22 protein-coding genes and 1 pseudogene are annotated in these 21,601 nt (G+C 50.5%); 17 read left to right on the top strand and 6 right to left on the bottom strand.

The features are described from left to right. Positions 1–131: 131 nt before the first annotated feature. Together VMW30_10900 and VMW30_10895 are read right to left on the bottom strand one after the other, a co-directional pair. Positions 132–1,394, bottom strand: coding sequence for a DUF4143 domain-containing protein (locus tag VMW30_10900; GenBank protein HUW88855.1), 1,263 nt, complete (start codon positions 1,392–1,394; stop codon positions 132–134). A gap of 117 nt (positions 1,395–1,511) precedes the next feature. Continuing rightward, positions 1,512–2,222 (bottom strand): alpha/beta fold hydrolase, encoded by a 711-nt coding sequence (locus VMW30_10895; protein HUW88854.1) that lies wholly within the window; start codon positions 2,220–2,222, stop codon positions 1,512–1,514. A gap of 41 nt (positions 2,223–2,263) precedes the next feature. Here VMW30_10895 and VMW30_10890 point away from each other — a divergent pair, with 41 nt between their 5' ends. Then, entirely contained in the window at positions 2,264–3,754 is a 1,491-nt protein-coding gene (locus VMW30_10890; GenBank protein ID HUW88853.1) for an aldehyde dehydrogenase family protein, read from the top strand. A gap of 22 nt (positions 3,755–3,776) precedes the next feature. Here the strand turns inward: VMW30_10890 and VMW30_10885 are convergent, their stop codons facing one another. Further along, the gene (locus VMW30_10885) at positions 3,777–4,088 is read right to left on the bottom strand and encodes a hypothetical protein (protein ID HUW88852.1); all 312 of its coding nucleotides are present in this window, start codon (positions 4,086–4,088) and stop codon (positions 3,777–3,779) included. Positions 4,089–4,110: 22 nt separating this feature from the next. Here VMW30_10885 and VMW30_10880 point away from each other — a divergent pair, with 22 nt between their 5' ends. Genes VMW30_10880 through VMW30_10870 form a run of 3 tightly spaced genes read left to right on the top strand, consistent with a single transcriptional unit; the run spans position 4,111 to position 6,502 of the window. After that, the gene (locus VMW30_10880) at positions 4,111–4,995 is read left to right on the top strand and encodes an ABC transporter ATP-binding protein (protein ID HUW88851.1); all 885 of its coding nucleotides are present in this window, start codon (positions 4,111–4,113) and stop codon (positions 4,993–4,995) included. Then, positions 4,992–5,786, top strand: a complete 795-nt coding sequence (locus VMW30_10875; protein HUW88850.1) for an ABC transporter permease — start codon at positions 4,992–4,994, stop codon at positions 5,784–5,786. Before VMW30_10880 ends, VMW30_10875 begins: the two co-directional genes overlap by 4 nt. Beyond that, the gene (locus VMW30_10870; GenBank protein ID HUW88849.1) at positions 5,771–6,502 is read left to right on the top strand and encodes a hypothetical protein; all 732 of its coding nucleotides are present in this window, start codon (positions 5,771–5,773) and stop codon (positions 6,500–6,502) included. The genes VMW30_10875 and VMW30_10870 overlap by 16 nt, the downstream gene beginning before the upstream one ends. A 28-nt stretch (positions 6,503–6,530) precedes the next feature. Here the strand turns inward: VMW30_10870 and VMW30_10865 are convergent, their stop codons facing one another. Then, positions 6,531–7,103, bottom strand: coding sequence for a cob(I)yrinic acid a,c-diamide adenosyltransferase (locus VMW30_10865; protein ID HUW88848.1), 573 nt, complete (start codon positions 7,101–7,103; stop codon positions 6,531–6,533). Between the two features lie 91 nt (positions 7,104–7,194). Here VMW30_10865 and murA point away from each other — a divergent pair, with 91 nt between their 5' ends. The 9 genes and pseudogenes from murA (at position 7,195) to VMW30_10820 (ending at position 15,668) form a co-directional block, all read left to right on the top strand. Next, positions 7,195–8,457 (top strand): UDP-N-acetylglucosamine 1-carboxyvinyltransferase, encoded by a 1,263-nt coding sequence (gene murA / locus VMW30_10860; GenBank protein ID HUW88847.1) that lies wholly within the window; start codon positions 7,195–7,197, stop codon positions 8,455–8,457. Positions 8,458–8,462: 5 nt separating this feature from the next. Continuing rightward, entirely contained in the window at positions 8,463–9,425 is a 963-nt protein-coding gene (gene glpX / locus VMW30_10855; protein HUW88846.1) for a class II fructose-bisphosphatase, read from the top strand. A 196-nt stretch (positions 9,426–9,621) separates the two neighbouring features. Beyond that, positions 9,622–10,476 carry a sulfotransferase domain-containing protein gene (locus tag VMW30_10850; GenBank protein HUW88845.1) on the top strand — a complete coding sequence of 285 codons (855 nt, stop codon included), beginning with the start codon at positions 9,622–9,624 and terminating at the stop codon, positions 10,474–10,476. Positions 10,477–10,607: 131 nt separating this feature from the next. Continuing rightward, complete coding sequence (locus VMW30_10845) at positions 10,608–12,839, top strand: trehalose-6-phosphate synthase (protein HUW88844.1); 2,232 nt, start codon at positions 10,608–10,610, stop codon at positions 12,837–12,839. A gap of 1 nt (position 12,840) precedes the next feature. After that, positions 12,841–13,629: a trehalose-phosphatase gene (gene otsB, locus VMW30_10840; protein ID HUW88843.1), complete on the top strand. Its 789-nt coding sequence runs from the start codon at positions 12,841–12,843 to the stop codon at positions 13,627–13,629. A 124-nt stretch (positions 13,630–13,753) separates the two neighbouring features. Then, positions 13,754–14,014 (top strand): annotated as a pseudogene (locus VMW30_10835) (fructose-bisphosphatase class II). Positions 14,015–14,179: 165 nt separating this feature from the next. Further along, entirely contained in the window at positions 14,180–14,794 is a 615-nt protein-coding gene (locus tag VMW30_10830) for a type IV toxin-antitoxin system AbiEi family antitoxin domain-containing protein (GenBank protein ID HUW88842.1), read from the top strand. Beyond that, on the top strand, positions 14,791–15,240 hold the full coding sequence (locus VMW30_10825; GenBank protein HUW88841.1) for a nucleotidyl transferase AbiEii/AbiGii toxin family protein: 450 nt from the start codon (positions 14,791–14,793) through the stop codon (positions 15,238–15,240). Before VMW30_10830 ends, VMW30_10825 begins: the two co-directional genes overlap by 4 nt. Beyond that, positions 15,216–15,668 (top strand): nucleotidyl transferase AbiEii/AbiGii toxin family protein, encoded by a 453-nt coding sequence (locus tag VMW30_10820; protein ID HUW88840.1) that lies wholly within the window; start codon positions 15,216–15,218, stop codon positions 15,666–15,668. The genes VMW30_10825 and VMW30_10820 overlap by 25 nt, the downstream gene beginning before the upstream one ends. A 317-nt stretch (positions 15,669–15,985) precedes the next feature. Here the strand turns inward: VMW30_10820 and VMW30_10815 are convergent, their stop codons facing one another. Further along, a complete protein-coding gene (locus VMW30_10815) occupies positions 15,986–16,489 on the bottom strand; it encodes an Lrp/AsnC family transcriptional regulator (GenBank protein HUW88839.1) in 504 nt (167 codons plus the stop codon). A gap of 149 nt (positions 16,490–16,638) precedes the next feature. Between VMW30_10815 and pdhA the strand changes: the two genes are divergently transcribed. From pdhA to VMW30_10800, 3 genes are read left to right on the top strand one after another with little or no spacing between them, the layout of a single operon-like run. Then, positions 16,639–17,733 (top strand): pyruvate dehydrogenase (acetyl-transferring) E1 component subunit alpha, encoded by a 1,095-nt coding sequence (gene pdhA, locus VMW30_10810; protein HUW88838.1) that lies wholly within the window; start codon positions 16,639–16,641, stop codon positions 17,731–17,733. Between the two features lies 1 nt (position 17,734). Then, positions 17,735–18,718: an alpha-ketoacid dehydrogenase subunit beta gene (locus VMW30_10805; protein HUW88837.1), complete on the top strand. Its 984-nt coding sequence runs from the start codon at positions 17,735–17,737 to the stop codon at positions 18,716–18,718. 1 nt (position 18,719) lies between these two features. After that, positions 18,720–20,036, top strand: coding sequence for a dihydrolipoamide acetyltransferase family protein (locus VMW30_10800; GenBank protein HUW88836.1), 1,317 nt, complete (start codon positions 18,720–18,722; stop codon positions 20,034–20,036). 113 nt (positions 20,037–20,149) lie between these two features. Here the strand turns inward: VMW30_10800 and VMW30_10795 are convergent, their stop codons facing one another. Beyond that, positions 20,150–20,998: a nuclease-related domain-containing protein gene (locus VMW30_10795; GenBank protein HUW88835.1), complete on the bottom strand. Its 849-nt coding sequence runs from the start codon at positions 20,996–20,998 to the stop codon at positions 20,150–20,152. Between the two features lie 183 nt (positions 20,999–21,181). Here VMW30_10795 and VMW30_10790 point away from each other — a divergent pair, with 183 nt between their 5' ends. Then, positions 21,182–21,601 (top strand): NUDIX hydrolase, encoded by a 420-nt coding sequence (locus VMW30_10790; protein HUW88834.1) that lies wholly within the window; start codon positions 21,182–21,184, stop codon positions 21,599–21,601.

The following is a 21,601-nucleotide window of genomic DNA, read 5'->3' as shown; positions in this document are numbered from 1 at the left end:
TGCGGCACGAACAACTTCATTAATAGTTACAAACCTGGGCTGTGTCAAGAAACCTATGGCACGCCAATCTGTCCAAGATCCTTAGTACACCCCAACCATTCACAACACACTTAGAAGTGGGCCGGTACCAACTATTTCCATAGTCGATCAGCCGGAATTGCAAAGATTCGATCACTCTTCTGATAAGCGAACTCGCCTTGGTGAATGAGAATTCCCGCGTGGAATGAAGTTCCTAAGTAGTCTCTTAGTTTGCTCAATCCTCTGAAATCTTTTTCGCTTGGCATACTGCCAGCTTTCACTTCAATTCCTATTACTTCTCCTGATTGAAATTCCATCACTAAATCAACTTCGTCACCATCATGCGTTCGCCAATGACCGCTGTCAAGAAAATCATCTCTGAATTCAGCTAGCCGTGTTATTTCACCGATGATAAACGTCTCGAAGACATGCCCATACTCACTCAATGCTGTTGCATTCTTGCTCAAAATTTTTTCTGTGGTCATCTTTGATAAGTAAGACAAGAGTCCGGAATCAACGAAATGTAATTTGGGTTTGTGCGTTGAGCGAGAATTCAAAGTGGTCCCCCATGCAGGTAACCTCTTCACAACATATAAAGATTCCATTAACTGGACATAATTCTCGGTCGTGACAGGATTTAGATTCAATTGGCGAGCAACCTTTAAAGTATTGAGAACTTGAGAATTCTGCCCAGCCATTTGAGTAAGCAGTTTTGGAAGTATTTTAACTTGCTGGATCTTGCTAATTTCTTGAATATCTTGACTCAATGTTTTATAAATATAATCTCTAAACCAACGATTGCGCTGAGCCGAATCTTGTCTTGTCAAAGCCAAAGGAAATCCACCAATCGTTACCCTGTTGGCGTAATCAATACGCGTCGTCTTTGATCGCATCTGACTTGTTAGTTGCTCTGGAGCATTAAGTATCTCATCTAATAAATTTGTCTTAGTGTTTCCAATTTCGCACTGCATGAGAGGCGAAATCACCATTCGATGCGAACGGCCTGTTAACGCTTGTGTTCCGCGTGGTAATTTTTCTTGTTTGACCGAGCCCGTGAGAAGGTAACGGCCGGGCCTTGTATCTTGGTTCAACTCGGCTTTAATCGAATCAAGTATTTCTGGAACACGCTGATACTCATCTACTAAAACCAAGCCACCGCCTGCAACAAAATGCCCTGAGCCTGCTTCAACAGCCCGGCGGGTTGCGGGATTGTCGAGGTCGATAATTGGGGTTTTAGTAATAGCAGATATTTCTCTGAGCACCGTTGACTTGCCCACCGCCCTAGGACCCTCAAGGATAATGACGGGCTCAATGCCCATTCGGTCCTGGATTAGAGAAGTGACTCTACGAGAGATCACTTTTGACTTGCCTGCCATCCGCCCATTTTAACACAACCTTTAAAAACCGAGGGGTCAAACCTTTAAAAACCGAGAGGTCGGATTCATCACAACGCACCAACTACCTAACCTCCTGAAGCGCAAAGGGTCACATTCTCAAAACTGGGTTGGCAAGGGCAATCGCTCTGGCGCTACACACTTAACAATTTCACTGAGAACTCGATAGACCGACGGCTCCCCCACCCACAGATGTTTTGCGCCTTCCACCGCGATGAGTTGGGCATGGGGAATAACCGAAAATCTCTCCCGCGCTTGCGGCGGTTGCAGGTAGTCATCCAATTCAGGAATGAGGGCGATAATCGGACGTTGATCAGAATTCCAGTATGCAAGTTGTTCGGGCGTTGATGTCCGCAGCGGTGGGCTCAACAAAATTAAGCCCTTGTGCCGTGAATCCTTGGCATGCTGCAATGCAAGGTCAGTGCCAAATGACCAGCCCACCACCCAGAGATTGGAAAGTTTGAGTTCGTCAAAGCAGTATCTCAGCATCGCCTCAATATCCAGACGTTCGCTTACTCCGTTGTCGAATTCCCCTTCACTCTTACCAGCATCACTTTCCGTGCCGCGCGTATTAAATCTGACGACAGTAATTCCCGCCAACTCTGGGAGTCGATTGGCGGCTTTTCGATAGATGTGACTGTCCATCATTCCGCCAGCGGTAGGAAGTGGATGTAGACAGAGAATCGCGCCCTTTGACTCTCCCGTCGGACGGGCAACTTCCCCAATTAACTTCAATCCATCTTCCGTGAGAACGGTGAATGGCGTGCGAATTGCAGGTAGGACTGTATTTGCGCGAATAATTTCGGACATGGGCTCAGTCTAACCAACCTGGCCGCCACTACACTTTTTTCATGGCCGCGCATAATCACTTCACTTCACTCAATCCTGTGACGGACGAAGTTCTCGATACATATCCCGTTCAAACTGCGGAGGATGTCGCCACAGCTGTAGCGAAGGCTCGGGAAGCAACTTTGTTATGGCAGGGATTAGGTCACGACGGTCGGCAAAAGATTCTGCTCAACTGGTGCAAAGTGCTTGTAAGTCGCATTGATGAGTGCGCCACCTTGATTTCATTGGAAACTGGCAAGCCAACCAGTGATGCAACACTCGAAGCGACTCTGGCCTTCGGACATCTTGCTTGGGCCGCAAAGAATGCTCGCTCAGTTCTGCGTGATCAGTTTCGACGACCTGGCATTCTCATGGCCAATATGTCGGCAAAAGTCGAACACTCACCTGTTGGGGTTGTCGGTGTTATCGGACCTTGGAACTATCCGGTTTTCACACCCATGGGATCTATCTCGTACGCACTCGCTGCTGGAAACACTGTCGTCTTCAAGCCCAGCGAATTCACCCCAGGTGTAGGGGTCTGGCTGGCAGATACCTTCGCTGAAGTCGCTCCCTCCACATCCATTTTCTTGGTTGTAACCGGCACGGGCGATACCGGACGCGCGCTCTGCGAAAGCGGAGTCGACAAACTCGCCTTCACCGGCTCTACTGCAACCGCAAAAAATGTCGCTGCATCCTGTGCCAAGACTCTTACCCCTGTGCTCATTGAATGTGGCGGAAAAGACCCGGTCATTATCGCCGAAGACGCCGACCTCAAGACGGCCGCTGATGCCACTCTCTGGTCGGCGATGTCCAATGCGGGACAGACGTGTATCGGCGCCGAACGGGTCTACGTCCACGAAAAGGTTGCCGACCAATTCATCTCCCTCATGGTTGAGAAGGGCAAGCAGATCTCTCCAGGTATTCCTGGAGTCGGAAATTACGGCCCGGCCACCATGCCAAAACAACTCGGAATTATTAAGTCTCATATTCAGGATGCACTTGCGCGCGGCGGAACTGCATTGCTGGGCGGAACCGAGTCGGTGAAGCCACCTTATGTTGAACCGGTCATCTTGACTAATGTTCCGGAAGATTCAATTGCAATGAAGAACGAAACCTTTGGGCCCGTCATTATTATCAACCGAGTGAAAGATATGTCTGAGGCAGTTGGACTCTCCAACGACAGTCCATATGGGTTGGGAGCATCCGTCTGGTCAAAGAACCACGGCAATGAGATTGCGTCAAAACTTCATTGCGGCATGGTCGCAATCAATTCCACTATCTCCTTCGCAGCGGTTCCAACTGTTCCTTTCGGCGGAGTGAAAGACTCTGGGTACGGTCGCATTCACGGACCCGAAGGTCTTTTGGAATTCACTTATTCGCGTTCGGTAGTCCGGGCTCGTTTTCAGTTGCCAATAATGCTCACAAGCTTTGGAAGAAATCACTTTGCGGATCGGATGATTGTTCGACTTGCCAAACTCCTCTACGGAAGTAAATTCAAAAGTAAAACAAACTAATGGCACAAACTAATAACCCAAACTAATAACGGGGTGCATTTCTAGTCCGTTCAATTCGGGGCGAACGTTGTGCTCTTTTGTTCCAACATGCATTGTGCCAGTGGCGTCGACTTTCAACATCCTCTTCAAGCCAGGCGACAGTGTGCGGGGTTGCCATTGGAATCATCTGATCGCAACCAGGACATCGATATGGTTTCGTCGAACTTGAGCCGGTGATTCTGCGAACTCTATAGATTCCCTCAGCATGTTCTTCGATTGCTTCACCCGATGTTCCAATTTCACGCTCCTCATTTTTGGGTTTGCGACCCTTGGGGTAGTTGCGGCGGGGGCTCATACCCCTATCTTTTCGTATTTCTATGCCCCAATGGCAAGATAGGCGGGTGGGCGTCATCGAAGTAAGGGATTTGCGAAAGAGTTACAGCGAGGTTCAGGCTGTCAACGGCATCGACCTTTCAATCGATCAGGGCGAAATCTTCGCAATTTTGGGGCCCAATGGGGCGGGCAAGACGACTGCGGTCGAGATTCTTGAAGGCTTCCGGAAGCGAGATTCCGGTGACGTTCGTGTTCTGGAGATGGATCCGGCTATCAAGGGCAGGAGTGCCAGAGATTTTCGCGACCGAATAGGAATCGTCCTTCAATCAACCTCAGACGCCGGCGATCTCACCGTAAGTGAAACTTTGAATCATTTCAGCGGTTACTACTCAAAGCCACGCAAGCCTTCCGAAGTGATTGAATCCATTGGGTTAGGCGAGAAAAGCAACGCCCTCATTCATACTCTCTCAGGCGGACAGCGTAGAAGGTTAGACGTGGGGCTAGGAATTATTGGAAATCCCGAACTTCTCTTTCTGGACGAGCCAACAACTGGTTTTGATCCGGAGGCGAGACGATCTTTCTGGGAATTGATTCACGCCCTGCGAGAATCTGGCACAACCATTGTTCTCACCACGCACTATTTGGACGAAGCAGAAGCGCTCGCCGATCGAGTCGCAGTTATCAACGCCGGGCAGATTCTTGAAATAGCCACTCCATCGAATTTAGGTGATCGGGCAACCTCCCTGGCACGTGTGCGCTGGGAAGCAGATGGAAAGATGCATGAAGAGTTCACAAACGAGCCAACTGCTGTGATTGCTCGTCTATCAAAAGAATTTACTGGAGAGATTCCAAAGCTCACAGTACTGAGAGCAACCTTGGAAGATATTTATCTTGAAATGATCGGTGAAGTAACCGGGAGCCACACATGAATTCACTTCCATCGACTCTGACTCTGGGATTGCGCCGTGGCAAATTAGAGATTCGCCAATTCACTCGTCAGCGAGAGTCAGTCGTATTCACACTTCTCTTTCCTCTCATCTTGATGACAATCTTTGGTTCCGTCTTTACCGGCGAAATTGAATTTGGCGTCTCCTTTAGTCAGTACTTCCTTGCTGGGATGATCGCCTCCGGACTCGTCAATAGCGGATTTCAACAATTGGCCATCAACATACCAATGGAACGAGATGACGGATCCCTCAAGCGACTGCGCGGAACACCAATGCCCGTAACGAGTTATTTCATCGGCAAGACGATCCTTGTTCTGGCCAGCATAACCTTTCAAGTATTTTTCTTACTTCTAGGCGGTCTTCTCTTCTTCGGAATCCATTTACCAACTACTTTAGAGAAGTGGTTAACCTTCGCCGCACTGATTGTTCTTGGCACCGCTGGCTCTACTGCGTTGGGAATCGCTTTCTCAGTCGTCCCGAAGAGCGGACGAGGTGCATCGGCAGTTGTTTCGCCACTCGTTATTATTCTTCAATTCTTCAGTGGAGTCTTCTTCGTCTTCACCCAACTTCCCGACTGGATGCAGCAAATAGCGGCGATTTTCCCTTTAAAATGGCTCTGCCAAGGCATCCGCTCAGTTTTCCTCCCTGATGCCTTCGCGCAGAGCGAGGTCGCGCACTCATGGGAGACGGGTAAAACTCTTCTCATACTACTTATCTGGTTTGTCATCGGTCTCGTACTCTCGATTCGGACTTTCAAATGGGATCGCGAGTAGGGTCGCGAGCGCTGTCAATTCTCATTGCCAGCGCCGTGCTCCTCTCGACTTCCGTCGCGATTCCTTCCGCCACTCCATCTGCTATGGGGACAATCACAAAGGCAGCGACAAAGCCAAGCGCTAAGGCGACAAAGAAACCGGTAGTAAAGAAGAAAACCGCGAGTCAAAAGTCGGCAAGCAAGAAGAAATATGTTAAAAAACGACGCGGTGTGACGGTTGCCCCCTCCCCAAAACCAGCCTGGCCGCCCAAAGGGTTCCGTGAGAACTCTAAGGTCTATGCCAAAGTGCCTACTGCTAAAGAATTGGTTGGCATACTTTCTGCTACCAAGACTTTGGCTACTCAAGTGAAGAAGTGTTCAACTTTCGCTTGTGGCGCGGTTCGAGTTGCCTCCGCCATGGGGTGCACATGGTGGGAAATTACCTCAACCGTTTCTGGACCAACCTCGGATGTGGATCCAACATTAAGGCCACTTGGCGTACTTCGCACAACCGCCGAAGGTACAAAACCAAAACAGGTTGTCACCATTCTATTAATTAGTAAAGAACTTCTTAAACCTGATGTTACGGTGAGTGGAATCAGCGTTAATTGTTATCACTCACCAGTTACCGGTCGAGTTCCATCAAATTGGTACGTCACCGGCACTCCCACTCCCACGCCAGCACCAAGTGCAAGCATCTCTCCAAGTATTTCACCCAGCCCAGAACCGACGAGCTGATTTATTTACTACCTGGTCTTAACTACTTCTACCTAGTTGCCCCAGGAACCCAGAGTTGATCACCGAGTTCCTTATTTACAGTCCGCGCGAGAACGAAAAGTAAATCAGAGAGTCGATTGAGGTACTTTGCGGTCAGAGGATTCACTCCAGATCCAAAGGAATGAATCGCTGCCCATGTCCGTCGCTCTGCGCGGCGGGTGACAGTTCGTGCAACGTGCAACAACGCGGCAGCCGGTGTCCCAGAAGGCAGGACGAAGGATCGAAGTGGTTCTAGTTCTTTGTTATAGAAATCAATACGATCTTCAAGGTAGGTGATTTGCGATTCCAAGACTCGCAATGGCTCAAATGCAGGCGAATCAACAACAGGGGTGCAAAGGTCGGCACCCACATCAAAAAGATCATTCTGTATTCTGACAAGAAGTGCGGTCAGATCCGGTGGAAGTTGGCCCATGGCCAGTGCCACACCAATTGAGGAATTGGCCTCATCCACGGTGGCGTAGGCCTCCAAACGCGGATCGTTTTTCGATGTTCGACTCATATCTCCGAGAGATGTGGTGCCATCGTCGCCAGTTTTCGTGTAAATCCTCGTCAAATGAACCATGGGTAAAGCCTAATAGGACAAGTTACGATGGACCTACTGTCGGGGCTTCTGCTCTACAAGCGAGCGTTTGATCCAGTGGGAAGGGGGCCCTTTGTCCGAACGACTACGCATCGTCGGAGGCACCAGACTCCGTGGAGAGGTCTCCGTCTGCGGAGCCAAGAACTCCGTTCTCAAACTCATGGCCGCAACCTTGCTCGCCCCTGGGACAACCACAATCAGCAATGTTCCAGAAATTGCCGATGTCGGAATCATGGCCGACTTACTCACCCGACTGGGATGCACGGTTTCTCGCGCAAAGAATTCGGTCACAATTAATGTCCCGCAGAGGCCAGGGCATCGAGCTGACTACGACCTCGTGCGTAAACTTCGCGCCTCAATAAATGTTCTGGGTCCGTTGGTTGCCCGCCTCGGTGTCGCGGAAGTTGCCCTGCCCGGTGGAGACGCAATCGGATCGCGCGGATTAGATTTTCATCTGCGCGGACTCGAAATGCTGGGAGCTACCGCCCACATTGAGCACGGGTATGTTCTTGCATCGGCGCCAGAAGGACTCAAAGGCGCAGAACTCTCTCTTGAATTTCCAAGTGTTGGGGCCACTGAGAATCTCCTCACTGCCGCGGTTCTTGCATCTGGCACTACGGTCATTGAGAACGCCGCGCGCGAACCGGATTTTGTCGATCTCGGTGAATTCCTTATCAGTATGGGAGCAAAGATCGAAGGATTGGGTACGCCGACTCTCACGATTCATGGTGTCAAAGAATTGCATCCGACCAATCACGTCACTCTTCCAGACCGAATTGTGACTGGAACATGGGCCTTTGCTGCTGCGATGACAAGAGGCGACATCACGATTCACGGAGGACGGGCTACAGACCTTGCATTGCCACTGGAAAAACTTGCCTCCGCCGGTGCAATCATTACAACAAGTGCAGATGGCATCCGCGTGCGTATGGAAGGTCGGCCAAAATCAATAGATGTAGCAACGCTTCCCTACCCTGGTTTCCCGACGGATCTGCAGCCACTTGTTATCTGTCTCAACGCCATTGCCGATGGAAATGCAATTGTGACGGAAAATGTCTTCGAGGGAAGATTCATGTTTGTCAATGAATTGGTTCGCTTAGGGGCGCAGATCAACGTCGATGGACACCACGCCTCAATCCACGGGATTGAGAGACTTTCGGGTGCGCCTGTGGCTGCTACCGATATTAGAGCCGGAGCGGCACTCGTTATTGCAGGCCTGGTAAGTGATGGAATTACAATAGTCGAGGATTCTTTTCACATTGATAGAGGCTATCCAAATTTCCCCGAACAACTCCGAGCCCTGGGCGCGGATGTCACTAGAGAAAGCGTAGATTAAGACCAATGTCGACAACCATAAATCCTGACCGCAATCTAGCCCTCGAATTAGTCCGCGTAACAGAAACCGCCGCGCTCGCTGGTTCGGCTTGGGTGGGTCGCGGAGATAAAAATCTTGCCGACCATGCCGCGGTAGAAGCCATGCGCGAACGCATCAATACCGTTGACATGGCTGGAATTGTCGTCATTGGCGAAGGCGAAAAAGATCATGCGCCGATGCTCCACAATGGAGAAGCCGTTGGCAACGGTTTGGGTCCTCGGTGCGATGTCGCCGTTGATCCCATTGATGGGACGTCACTCACCGCCAATGGAATGAGCGGAGCGATCAGCGTCATCGCCCTCTCCCCTCGCGGCACCATGTATGACCCATCAGCCGTCTTCTATATGAATAAAATGGCTACGGGCCCAGATGCCGCTGATGTCATTGATATTACGATCCCTCCAGCTGAGAACGTGCGAAGAGTTGCGAAAGCAAAAAAGATTTCCGTCAGCGACGTTACCGTTGTTGTTCTAAACCGACCCCGTCACGCGGCACTGCTGCAAGAACTTCGCGATGTCGGCGCAAGAATTCGACTCATTCAAGATGGCGATGTTGCCGCTGCCATTGAGGCAGCCCGTCCAGGAACCGGTATAGATATTTTGATGGGGATAGGCGGAACACCAGAGGGCGTTATTACCGCAGCCGCAATGATCTGCTTAGGTGGAACAATCCAGGGCCAACTCACTCCCAAGGATGATGAAGAACGTCAGAAGGCGATTGACCTCGGCCACGATCTATCGAAGATTCTTAGTTCGCGCGATCTCATCAACTCCGAGGATGTCTTTCTCTCTGCTACAGGAATAACTGATGGCGAATTACTTCGCGGAGTTCGCCACACAAGCTTCGGCGCAATAAGTCACTCCATCGTGATGCGCGGTGAGAGCCACACAGTCCGTCTGATTGAAACCGAACATAATCTCAGAAGTTAGGCCGTGAAAAGCAACTTCTTCACCCCGTGTGACGAGATCACTAGATTGAGATTGGATTTATTTTCGCAGAAATCTCACGGAGTGGACCATACGTTCATTCCAACCTACAAACGCGTGGCGCGAATTCACAAGATTTTCACAATCTTTAACGCGTTTTTAGGTTCATCCTTCTTTGGGCGACTAGTAGCCTGCTGATGTGGAAAATTCGCCGAGGGATAGGAAGTTAGACTTTCTCATTATTGGCGCTCAGAAGGCCGGTACGACCAGTTTAAGAGAGTACTTCAATCAATTTCCAGATCATTTCTATCTACCGAGCAGTGAGTTGCATTTCTGGAACAGAGAGTCCGAATTTAGAAGTGGCGAGGGCCTCCCCGAGTATTTTGAGCATTTCAAGAGTAGGCGTCCGAGCCAGCTGATTGGCGAAAAGTGCCCGAGTTATCTACCGAGCATTGATGCGCCAGGAAGAGTGAAGGAATTCTTCCCGCAGATTAAGTTAGTAACGGTCTTACGTAATCCTGCCGATAGGGCACTTTCGGCGTATCTACATGGTCTACGCGTTGGCGCTATTCCAAAGAGCCGCTCCTTTTCTCAAGCAATCAGAGAATATGAGGCTCTCGCTGGGAAGGCCTACGGCGATGTCGTCTCGCGAGGTTTCTACATTGATCAGATTGAGCATTGGCTTGAATTTTTCAAACTAGAGCAGATGAAATTCATAACTTTTGAATCCATGACCAGTGATCCCGACAAATGCATTGCGCCGGTAATGCGATTCCTAGTTGGAAAGGACGTCATTGGTGAATCAGGTCGAACGATCGAATTTCCCAAGGTTAATACGGCCAAAAAGAGTCGTTACCCGTACTTAGTGAAGATGATCAATCGATTTTGGTTTATTAGTTATTCGAAAAAACAGAAGTGGATTCGAAAGACCGGAATGGTCGAGGTAGCGCCTGAGATGTCGGTTGAAGATCGGGAATTCCTGCATGGCATTTACGCCGAGAGCAACAAGAGGCTTCGCGAACTCCTAGGCAGTGATTTTGGTTGGGGCGACTGATAGTAGAGAGAAATTGCCATAATAATTCATGCAAGCACCTATTATTAAAAAAGGCTGCTTCTCAGTGATGCCAGACGTACTTTAACGATGTGAGAGAACGGCCCCACTAGAGGATTGCTAAAACTCAAATAATGAATACTGCTAAGGTGATAACCATGAGAAAGGTTTATGTAATAGTTGCCGCGGCCATACTTTTTGCGAGCCTCTTGGCGAGTATTTTGACTATAAACCAGGTAAACCGCGAACAACTTGATCTAACTTCACGACTTCAGTCACGCACCGAAGTTTTGGCCGACAGTCTTTCAGAAAGTATCGAGCGCTCATACAATTACGGCACGACAAGCGACGTGCAAAAAGTAATAGATAAATTCACTCACAGCGAACGTCTAGCTGGTCTTAGTGTTTTTGATAACATGGGTGCGATAGTGGCAGGCTCAAAGAATATGCCGCTTCCAGAGGATGCAACTTTCACTACGATGGTGATGGATAGCGATCAGGCTATCGGTGATTATGTCCACCGAAGCAACTCCACCTACTACGTGCTCGTCACACCTCTCCATATGGACGGGAACGTTGTCGGTGCTCTCGCAATCGCGCAGAATGCCACGTATATCGATATAAGTAAGGGTGATATCTGGCGGCGTAACGCTGTTCGCCTGCTGTTGCAAATTTTGATTTTTGCCATCACAATCTTTGTCCTGGTACGTTGGTTCTTTCTTAACGCAATCTCGCAAATGGTTGAGTCACTACAAGCTCTTCGTAGAGGCGATTCCCAGATCGATACGATCCAAAGTCCAAGTTTCTTCAATCCCCTTGCGGGAGAAATCACAAAAGTTACTAAAAGTTTGCGGCGGGCACGACAGGCGGCGAGCGATGAAGCTCGAATGCGTATCGAAAAGATCGACTCTCCATGGACAGAAGATCGACTCCGAGAATTTATGAAAGTCTACGCCAAGGATCGACCGATATTTGTACTTTCCAACCGCGAACCGTACGTGCACAATAAAACGAAGAATAGAATTCAATGGTCGGTGCCAGCTGGAGGCGTGGTGACCGCGTTGGAGCCCGTCATGGAAGCCTCCGGTGGAACATGGATAGCGCACGGCAGCGGCAATGCGGACATGGATGTTGCTGATAAGTACGGCAAGATAATGGTTCCGCCGGATGAACCGAAATACACCCTCAAGCGCGTCTCGCTCACCCAAAAAGAAATCGAAGGTTACTACGTCGGTTTCTCTAATGAAGCGCTTTGGCCTTTGTGCCTCATGGCTCACACGCGCCCACTTTTTCGCTCGGAGGATTGGACTGAATACCAGAGAGTTAATGCCAAGTTCGCAAAGACTTTGCTGGTTGAAATACGAAATATCGAGCGACCGATTGTATTGGTCCAAGATTATCATTTAGCGCTCGTACCGGAAATGATAAAAAAGAGCCGCCCAGATGCTCTAGTTGCCATTTTCTGGCACATACCTTGGCCGTCCGCAGCGCAATTCAATATATGTCCTTGGCGGAGGGAACTCCTACGCGGCATGCTCAATGCGGATCTCGTTGGATTTCACACGCAGCAGCACTGTAATAACTTCATCGAGACGGTCGGTAATGAGATCGAGTCGCGCATAGACTATGAGCAATTTGCAATATTCCGGGGCGCACATAAAACTGCGATTAAGCCGTTCCCCATATCAGTTGCATTCCCAGGTAGTGCTGAGGGTCACCCCGAGCCCAGCAATAAAGTGATCGACGCGCTTGGCATTCGCGGCGAACATCTAGTGCTCGGCGTGGATCGCCTTGACTATACGAAAGGAATACTGGAGAGGTTCAAGGGAGTCGAGTTTTTTCTTGAGGCCAACCCCACATACTTGGAGAATCTCACGTTGCTTCAGATTGCATCGCCATCTCGCGAGAACGTTGCACAATATCGGGAGTTTGCAATCCGCGTGACCGAGGAAGCGGAACGAATCAACAAGAGATTTGGCACAAACAACTGGAAGCCTATCGTGCTTGAGAAGCGAAACTACTCGCATGATGATCTCATTCACCTCTACCAGCTTGCGAATGTCTGCCTGATTACATCCCTGCACGACGGTATGAACCTTGTGACAAAAGAATACGCTGCTGCACGAAATGATGAATCTGGCGTGTTGATATTGAGCCAGTTCGCGGGTGCTTCACGCGATTTGAACGGCGCATTGCTCATCAATCCGTACAGTGCCGAGGAAACGTCCGCCGCAATTCATACCGCTTTGGTGATGCCGAAAACTGAGCAGCAACGTAGAATGAGGATGATGCGCACTTCTGTCAGCGATTACAACATCTATCGCTGGTCGGCCGAACTTATCAAAGCCCTCTTGCAACTTGAATAGTATGAAGGACGCGGCCAACCACATCGATTCGATCGTCGCCGATATTCGAAGCCGCGGCTGTGTTCTCATGCTTGATTTTGACGGCGTTCTATCCCCTATCGTAAAGCTCCCCTCAAAAGCACGCATATCGCCGATTGCCCGCCGATCATTGCTGGCCTGTGCCAAGAGGATGCCCGTGGCGGTAATAACTGGCCGTACGGTGTCTGATATTGAGAAGCGGGTGGGATTAAACGATGTTATATATGCAGGCAATCATGGGCTCGACTGGAAAATAGAGGGCCGCCTAAATCGCTATGAGGTCCCCGAAAATATCATGGCAGCGTTTGAAGTGGCGCGAAGTCTACTTTTGCAATATGCCAAACTGTTCCCAGAACTGGAAGTAGAAGATAATGATTTTAGCCTCGCGTTGGGATATCGTTCGCTTTCTGCTATGCAGGCGACACAATTCCGCATCGGAGCAATGGAGAAATCAGAGATTTTTGTTCGCGCCGGAAACATTCGCGTATTAGACAATCTATTTACATTTGAAATTACGCCCATGTCCGGTTGGACAAAGGGCAGTTGCGCGAAGCACATATATGGCCTAACCAGAAAAGGGAACGCCGTTGCGGTCTATATCGGTGACAGCTTAACCGACGAAGATGCCTTTCGCGTGTTCGCTAGGAGCGGCATTACTTTTCGTGTGGGCAAGTCAGATACAAGTCTCGCGCAGTATTATTTCAAATCACGTAGTGGGGTCAATCGATTTCTACACGATATTTCGATTGAGGCAAACCCCAGAAGAACTTGAACTACGGCAACGTTCGAATCAATCCTCGATCCAAACACCAATTGCGATTTCTTTTGTTGCCTAATATATGGTCGATCCCCTACTTCACCGTTGTTGTCCTCAATCGCCCACGGCACGCAGCACCATCCAGGGTCAGCTTGCCCCGAGGGATGATGAAGAACGACAGAAGGCGATTGATCTGGGCCATGATCTTTCAAAAATTCTTAACTCGCGCGATCTCATCAACTCCGAGGATGTTTTTCTCTCTGCCACAGGAATTACCGATGGCGAACTACTACGCGGAGTCCGACACACAAGTTTTGGAGCGATAAGTCACTCCATCGTGATGCGCGGTGAGAGCCACACTGTTCGCCTGATTGAGACCGAGCACAACCTTAGAAGCTAGAACGAATTTAATTGGCAAACCTGGCAAGGTCCGTCGTGTGTTCTCCAGAGCCGTCAAGGGCCACATAAGCAAAAATGAAACTGGGACTTCATAAACCTATTTCCTAAACTCTTGGGGCTGGAGAAATCCTTTACACCCCCCTATGGGGTGTGTATGATTACTCCCATGACGAAGGGCCTAGAGGCAAGCGAAATCGGCAAAACCAAGCCAATCGCTGATTTGCCATACTTATTTACTACGGCCGAAGCCCTTGCGAAGGGAATTCCAAGTTCCACATTTCATCGCCTCGCTCAACGTGGTGACATTCATTCAATAGCTCGTGGGCTCTATAGCCGAGATGCACAGAGCACAGTTGACCTGGATTTGGTGGAGATAGCCTCAAAGGCACCTAGCGCAACGATATGTTTAACATCAGCCTTAGTGGAACATGATCTGTCGGATGCAATACCCAAGAAATTGCACATTGCAATTCCTCGTGGTGCATGGGCACCAAGGACAACGGCGGCAGTCGCTTGGCATAGATTCGACCCAGAGAAATTTAACCTCGGTAGAGGAGAGCGACCAATTCCAGGTACAGATTTAACTATTGGGATTTACACGCCAGAGCGAACGCTCGCCGACCTTGCTCGTCATCCCAATTTAGATCAGGCAGAATTAATTGAAGGAATCCGTCGCTGGTTACGGAAACCAGGGAACCACCCTGCCAATCTCTTGAAAGTTGCTCGCAGACTTCCCGGAGCACGCTATCGAATTCAAACTATTTTGGAAATACTGTCATGACAATCGAAGGTGAGATTTATCGGGAGTTACAACGTCGGGCACGAGAGGCGGGCCGTAGCACTGCAGAATTCATGACGTTATACGTATTGGAAGGCTTTCTCTCTCGAGTTGCCCAGAGCCAATTTAGAGAACAATTAGTTCTCAAGGGTGGAGTTTTACTCGCCGCCTGGAATGCAAGAAGGCCAACCCGTGATATTGATTTTGCTGCACTTGGTACAAGTAATGAAACCAAATATGTGCTAGACGCATGTTGCACTATCGCGTCAATCTCCCAAGCCGATGGCATCACCTTTGATGTCGCCTCGGCTGCGGCTATCATTATTCGGGATGACGACGAGTACTCGGGTGTCCGAGTTTCGATGATGGCAAGAATAGCGACTGCACAGATTACATTTCACATTGATGTGAATGTGGGTGTCCAATCGAACCCGGTGCAGTCCAGGTAGATTATCCGCGCATATTAGACGACTCAATCCGAATTCAATTATTGGGCTACCCAATTTCTATGGTCTTGGCAGAGAAAGTCGTGACGGCGATCCAGCGCGGAACTGCCAGCACTCGTTGGCGTGACTTCGGAGATATCTATAATCTGATCCGAATTCATTCCTTATCGCTAAAAGAGATGAAGATATCAATCACTGCTGTATCAGCCCACCGCACAGTAGAAATAGGAGCTCTCCGAGAAGTGCTTTCGGACTACCCGCAAATTGGCCAAACCAAATATGAAAACTGGCGAATAAAACAAGATCGACTTGAATTACCAGAAGATTTCGGAGCGCTTTTGGATACCATCTACAAATTTACTGACCCCGTTCTCCGCGGTAGCGCGCACGAGACCTCCGCATGGGATCCAATCAGGTCTATCTGGCACTAATCAAGAAATCCCGTAAAGATAACTTGACCGACGTTGACACGAGAGAAAACCACGAAGTCCAAAAAAGAAATCCACCTATAGGGAATTCAGGTTCCGTGCACCCAGTTACTTAAAGTAGTTACACAATTTCTACATAACTAGAGCGCCAATTAAAGATAGCGTGTTACAGTCCTCTTGTTTCGTCGATACCGTATTTGTGTTCTATCAATTGAGTTGCAACCTGAAGCCTCGAGAGAATATCTCGTGGCTTTGGTGTTTCTAAAGTTCCAACTTTCAGAGACCAGAACAGCGAAGAATCGCATTTGTAACTTGTCTATCTAGTGGATGGGCACGCCGGCCCGGCTGCTGCTTGGTGCCAGTCCAGCCAACTCCTCCAGCAAAGTGCCATCGCGTCGTGGGACCCTCTCGCTCAGCGCAATTTCAGAGCGGGTTCGGACAACGCCCTCAAGATGCAAGATTGCTTGAATAACCGCCTCGAGATCTCGGTTATCACGCGCGACTACTCGGCAGAGCATGTCGGCATCACCAGTCATCGAGTGGGCCTCAACGACTTGGGCGAGAGTTGCCAACTCCTTGGCGAATGACTCGAGACTGCCCTGTTGCAACTGAATATGTACGAAGGCAAGAACCGGGAATCCCAGAGCCGCGTGACTGAGTTGGGGTGCGTAATCGCCAATGACTCCTTGTTCCGTCAATCTATCGAGCCGGGCCTGCACGGTTCCGCGAGCGAGTCCGAGCGTGCGCGCGTAATCGCGAACCCCCGCCCGAGGTCGGCTCAGGAGCTCGCCTAAGATGGCGCAGTCAATTTGGTCAAGGGACATGATTTCACCTCTCGTTGACTATGAATTCTGACATTAAATGGACCAATGGTCTAGCATTGTCGACTCCTCTTGTACCTATGGGACACCGATTGTTAGCATCATCGGACCCAGAGAAGCATCTCTCATGCACGCTCGTACTCGGAGGCCCGATGGACCAGCTCGATCCCATCGTTCAACTACTTGACACCACCGGCTCAATCATCGATGACTCGCGATACCGGTCCACGTTGGACGATGCCGCGCTTTCCGGTCTCTATCGGGACATGGTCTTGGTTCGCCAACTCGACGAACAAGCAACAGCCCTGCAGAGACAGGGGGAACTCGGCCTCTGGGCACCACTTCTGGGTCAGGAGGCCGCGCAGATCGGCTCGGCTCGAGCAATGCAGGACCAGGATTTCGCTTTCTCGACCTATCGGGAGCATGGGGTGGCATGGTGTCGCGGGGTTGATCCGGTTGACATGCTCCGATTCTGGCGCGGAACCATGCATCAAGCGTGGAATGCGAACCTGCATCGATTTTATGGCTATCAAATCATTATTGGGGCGCATGCTCTGCACGCCACTGGATATGCGATGGGTGCTCGACTCGCAGGGCGAGTAGGCACCGGCGAGACAGGACGAGACCAAGCGGTCGTGGCCTACTTTGGTGATGGCGCCATGAGTGAAGGCGATGTCAACGAAGCCTTCGTCTTCGCCACCGCCTATCAATCTCCAGTGGTTTTCTTCTGCCAGAACAATCAGTGGGCCATTTCTGAACCGACGAAGCGACAGAGTCTGATTCCGCTTGCCCGGCGGGCAAATGGATTCGGTATGCCCGGGGTGCGTGTGGATGGGAACGATGTCATTGCCTGCCATGCCGTCACCGCAGCGGCACTCAATCGTGCCCGGTTGGGCCATGGTCCGACCCTGATCGAAGCCGTCACTTATCGAATGGGTGCTCACACGACATCGGATGATCCAACGAAATACCGCGATGGTGCCGACGACGAATTATGGCGTGGCCGCGATCCGATCGAGCGACTGCGGATTCTTCTGCGGGCAAAGGGTCTTCTCAATGACGAGTTGCAATCCGAACTGGCCCGCGAGGCATCATCCCTTGCCGATCGGATGCGCGAGGGTTGCCGCGAACTCCCTGATCCGGATCCGCTATCTATGTTCGACCACGTTTATGCAGGCCCTGATGCTCGGATCGATGCGCAGCGGCGCGAAGTTGCGACCATCCTCTCCGAAGAGCGGATGAATTGAGATGACAGAGCTCAATATTGTTCAGGCGGTTAACCAAGGTTTGCGCCGTGCCATGGAGTCCGATCCGAAAGTTCTGCTCATGGGTGAGGACATCGGCAAACTCGGCGGTGTTTTCCGAGCAACCGAAGGCTTACAGAAGGATTTCGGTGAAGATCGAGTCATTGATTCTCCGCTGGCAGAATCTGGAATCGTCGGCACTGCAATTGGTCTTGCGCTCTACGGCTATCGACCGGTGATTGAGATTCAGTTCGACGGGTTCGTCTATCCTGCCTTTGACCAGATCGTGGTCCAGGTAGCCCGAATGAGATATCGCTCGGCCGGTGCCCTCTATCTTCCAATCACCATCAGGATGCCTTTCGGTGGCGGTATCGGATCGGTTGAGCATCACGGCGAATCGCCGGAGGCTTATTTCGCTTCCACTCCTGGCTTACGGGTCGTAGCCTGCGCCGACTCAACGGATGCATATTGGATGATCCAGCAAGCCGTCGCCAGCGATGACCCCGTTATCTTTCTCGAACCGAAGCGGCGTTATTATCAAAAAGGTGAGGTCGACACCACCGCAGATCTCTCGACAGTGCCGCCGATGTACAAGGCCAGGGTCATGGTTGAGGGTTCGGACTGCACGCTCATCGGTTATGGTCCAACGGTCACAACCTGTCTACAAGCAGCTCGGCTCGCAGCCGAAGACGGCGTAAAACTTGAAGTCATCGACCTGCGCTCGCTGAGTCCGCTCGACATGCCTACTCTTATAGAGTCGGTGATGAAGACAGGTCGTGCCGTTGTAGTTCACGAGGCATCAAGCAGCGGTGGCGTTGGCGGCGAGATCGGTCAATCATTGATGCAATCATGTTTCTACAATTTGAAAGCTCCAGTCTTGCGAGTAACCGGGTATGACACTCCATATCCGCCAAGTCGAATTGAGGATGACTATCTACCCGATGCAGACCGTATTCTGGACGCGGTCGAGAAGAGTATGAGTTACTAAGATGGCGACAAATTCAGAATTCGAGTTTCTGCTTCCTGATGTCGGGGAAGGATTGGAAGACGCTGAGATCGTCCAATGGAAAGTTTCAGTAGGTCAGCAGATCGCGGTCAACCAAATCATCGTCGAGATCGAATCTTCAAAATCATTAGTCGAGTTACCCAGCCCGTTCGCTGGAATAGTGCTCGAATTACTTGCCAGTGAAGGCCAAGTCGTGCGAGTTGGAGTTCCCATTATCCGAATCCAACGCGACGAGCCAGAGCGCGTCGCTGCAGTCGCATCGAATACGGAGAGAACAGAGATGCTGGTGGGTTCGGGCCCCCGAAATGAAGAAGCCCGACGCCAAAGGCGCGCACCACGCACCTACGGACGCGATGCCGCGTCACCGACACCAACACCAACACCACCTCCAACTCCGCCGACACCAGCAACTCCACCGATCGTGGAAAGTCACTCTGCTGGTTTGGCTAAACCCCCTGTTCGTAAATTAGCTCGCGAACTCGGAGTTGATCTGACTGGCTTCATCGGCAGTGGACCTGACGGTTCAGTCACTCGCGAAGATGTGTTGGCGGCCGCCGGAGAGAAAAAAGATTCTGCTACGCCATCCGAAAACTCGGGCGATAACTCTCGCGAAACCCGCACACCGATCCGAGGTGTGCGTCGGGCGATGGCTGAGGCAATGGTTGCCAGTGCCTTTACTGCGCCCCACGTTACTGAATTCATTACGGTGGACGTCACCGCTTCAATGCAGTTGCTCGACAAGCTTCGCACTGAACCGGAGTATGCGGGAATTCGGCTTTCCCCTCTGACGTTGCTCGCCCGCGCCATGTGTATCGCGGCCCGCCGGACGCCGCAGATCAACAGTTTCTGGGATGCGCCCGCGCAGGAGATTGTGACCAAGCACTATGTGAATCTCGGTATTGCAACTGCGACCGACCGTGGCCTGTTGGTGCCCAATGTTAAAGATGCCGACCAACTTACTGTGAAAGAACTGGCCCGGGCCATCGCTGTTGTCATTGAGGCAGCACGAGAGGGTCGGACAGTACCGTCGCAAATGGCGGGCGGGACTATGTCCATCACCAACATCGGTGTCTTTGGCATCGACGCAGGAACTCCAATCATGCCGCCCGGTGAATCAGCGATCGTCTCGCTAGGTGCAGTTGTCGATCGCCCATGGGTAATCGACGGCGAGATTGCCGTGCGACAAGTGACGACGCTCGCTTTGTCCTTCGATCACCGACTCGTCGACGGCGCCCAAGGCTCGAAATTTCTGGCCGACATTGCAGGGATGTTGCAAGAACCATCTCAACTCTTGGCGTGAGTCTGAATTACTTTTCTCGATTTCTCGAGTTATCTTTCTGATTCAAATAAAAAGAAAGGACCCGAGCGGATGAAACTGGACAATGGGAATCCAGCGTTCCACTCATCTTCTCCTCAAGAAGCGGATCGTAATTTCGATAGTAATAGCTCCGCAATCCCTGCTACCTCATGTGGATCATTGGGGGCCATCTTTTCAAAGATGTGTTCGAGACCTTTCGAGTTAACTAGGATCCCATTCACGGAATTTGGGCGAAGAAAAGTTGGCAGATCCCATTTAGCTTTATAAAACGCCAGGGCACCAAATACGGGAAATTTTACGCCTGCGTGTTCAAGCACTGTCTCTACAGCGAGGATCTGCTTGTTCACGCCGTCGACAAGATTTGTTCGGTTCCGCTTTCCAATCCAAAGTTGGGAGGTGCCGCCGACAAACTTTTCCATTCTCCCTCGAACCTCGATGGTGCCTTGGTAATTCTTCGCATCAACAATAAAAATGCCGGTACTAGTGACGGCCATATGATCGATGTTTGCCTTCGACCTTGGCATTAGCCGATCATGAATGGCTAAGAAACCGTACTTATCAGCCAAGTCATTTAGGAGCTTGCCAACTTCGACTTCTCCTTCCGCCCCCTTGCCCCACACCTTTGTTTGGTTTGAAGTCTGGGCTTTAGGAGTGATGTATTTACTGAGGAATGGATGCGAGATTTCAAAGTTCTCCTGATCGCGTTTAGCTTTTATCTGATCCCGATTATGGAACTTTTGACTCATAGCCAGAGCAGAACCCCCGGCTCTCCCCAGATCTTGCATCTTCGCGTGCTCTTTCGTAGTCAAATGGTCAGCATCGGTGTGAGACAGGCAGATCAAGATCCGTTGGGTCGGGTCCCACCATGCTTGACTCCCGATAGGGATGACCGACCCGCATTCTGAACACGAACCGACTCTCCTGACAGAAATTTTGCGATCCATTTTTGAGAGGATAATCGTTAACGAGATTCCATACAAGGTACCGAAAACGCAAATGTAGAGGTAATACAACAGTTCTTCGCATTCGAAACTATGCGCCAGAAGGGATGAATCTGGACTCTGGGTCTCTGTTTTGATCTTGACTTAGGCGCTGACAAAATCTTTTCGTGTCTATATCTTGGTGTCGTGAGTCAAGATCAATATGTAGCGCATTGCCTAGTTTCCAAGGGTTCTTCCTATCTCTTCCTTAGACGGCGCGATGATCGTTATCTGGGTGGACAGTGGGATATTCCTGGCGGGACTGTTGAAGTGGACGAGTCTCCAGAGGACGCGGCCGTCAGGGAATGCTTCGAGGAAACTGGATTCGGTGCAACGTGTGGAGAACTGATTACTCATTACACAAATGCAGACACTGAAGGGCGGGATTTAGTCTTCCACACGATGACGTACAGAATGAATTGGAAAGAAGAGCAAGCCACTAATGGAATCAAGATTTCGGAGGAAGAACACGACAAAGCAATTTGGCTAAGCATTGATGATGCTCTTGCCTTTCCTCTGGTTTGGCACGTGCGCCAGACATTGGATTTTGTGCGCTTGGGTGGATGA

This window comes from Candidatus Paceibacterota bacterium, from assembly GCA_035530615.1.
GTDB lineage: Bacteria > Actinomycetota > Actinomycetes > Nanopelagicales > Nanopelagicaceae > QYPT01.
Note: the sequence above shows the minus strand (reverse complement) of the source record. Positions and strands in the feature narration are given on the sequence as shown.

Coding starts and splice junctions, on each gene's coding strand:
- pdhA (HUW88838.1), top strand. CDS start 16,639: ATGGACCAGCTCGATCCCATCGTTCAACTACTTGACACCACCGGCTCA.
- VMW30_10880 (HUW88851.1), top strand. CDS start 4,111: ATGCCCCAATGGCAAGATAGGCGGGTGGGCGTCATCGAAGTAAGGGAT.
- VMW30_10805 (HUW88837.1), top strand. CDS start 17,735: ATGACAGAGCTCAATATTGTTCAGGCGGTTAACCAAGGTTTGCGCCGT.
- VMW30_10825 (HUW88841.1), top strand. CDS start 14,791: ATGACAATCGAAGGTGAGATTTATCGGGAGTTACAACGTCGGGCACGA.
- VMW30_10895 (HUW88854.1), bottom strand. CDS start 2,222: ATGTCCGAAATTATTCGCGCAAATACAGTCCTACCTGCAATTCGCACG.
- VMW30_10800 (HUW88836.1), top strand. CDS start 18,720: ATGGCGACAAATTCAGAATTCGAGTTTCTGCTTCCTGATGTCGGGGAA.
- VMW30_10865 (HUW88848.1), bottom strand. CDS start 7,103: ATGGTTCATTTGACGAGGATTTACACGAAAACTGGCGACGATGGCACC.
- VMW30_10830 (HUW88842.1), top strand. CDS start 14,180: ATGACGAAGGGCCTAGAGGCAAGCGAAATCGGCAAAACCAAGCCAATC.
- otsB (HUW88843.1), top strand. CDS start 12,841: ATGAAGGACGCGGCCAACCACATCGATTCGATCGTCGCCGATATTCGA.
- VMW30_10875 (HUW88850.1), top strand. CDS start 4,992: ATGAATTCACTTCCATCGACTCTGACTCTGGGATTGCGCCGTGGCAAA.
- VMW30_10900 (HUW88855.1), bottom strand. CDS start 1,394: ATGGCAGGCAAGTCAAAAGTGATCTCTCGTAGAGTCACTTCTCTAATC.
- VMW30_10870 (HUW88849.1), top strand. CDS start 5,771: ATGGGATCGCGAGTAGGGTCGCGAGCGCTGTCAATTCTCATTGCCAGC.
- VMW30_10815 (HUW88839.1), bottom strand. CDS start 16,489: ATGTCCCTTGACCAAATTGACTGCGCCATCTTAGGCGAGCTCCTGAGC.
- VMW30_10890 (HUW88853.1), top strand. CDS start 2,264: ATGGCCGCGCATAATCACTTCACTTCACTCAATCCTGTGACGGACGAA.
- VMW30_10795 (HUW88835.1), bottom strand. CDS start 20,998: ATGGATCGCAAAATTTCTGTCAGGAGAGTCGGTTCGTGTTCAGAATGC.
- VMW30_10885 (HUW88852.1), bottom strand. CDS start 4,088: ATGAGCCCCCGCCGCAACTACCCCAAGGGTCGCAAACCCAAAAATGAG.
- glpX (HUW88846.1), top strand. CDS start 8,463: ATGTCGACAACCATAAATCCTGACCGCAATCTAGCCCTCGAATTAGTC.
- VMW30_10845 (HUW88844.1), top strand. CDS start 10,608: ATGAATACTGCTAAGGTGATAACCATGAGAAAGGTTTATGTAATAGTT.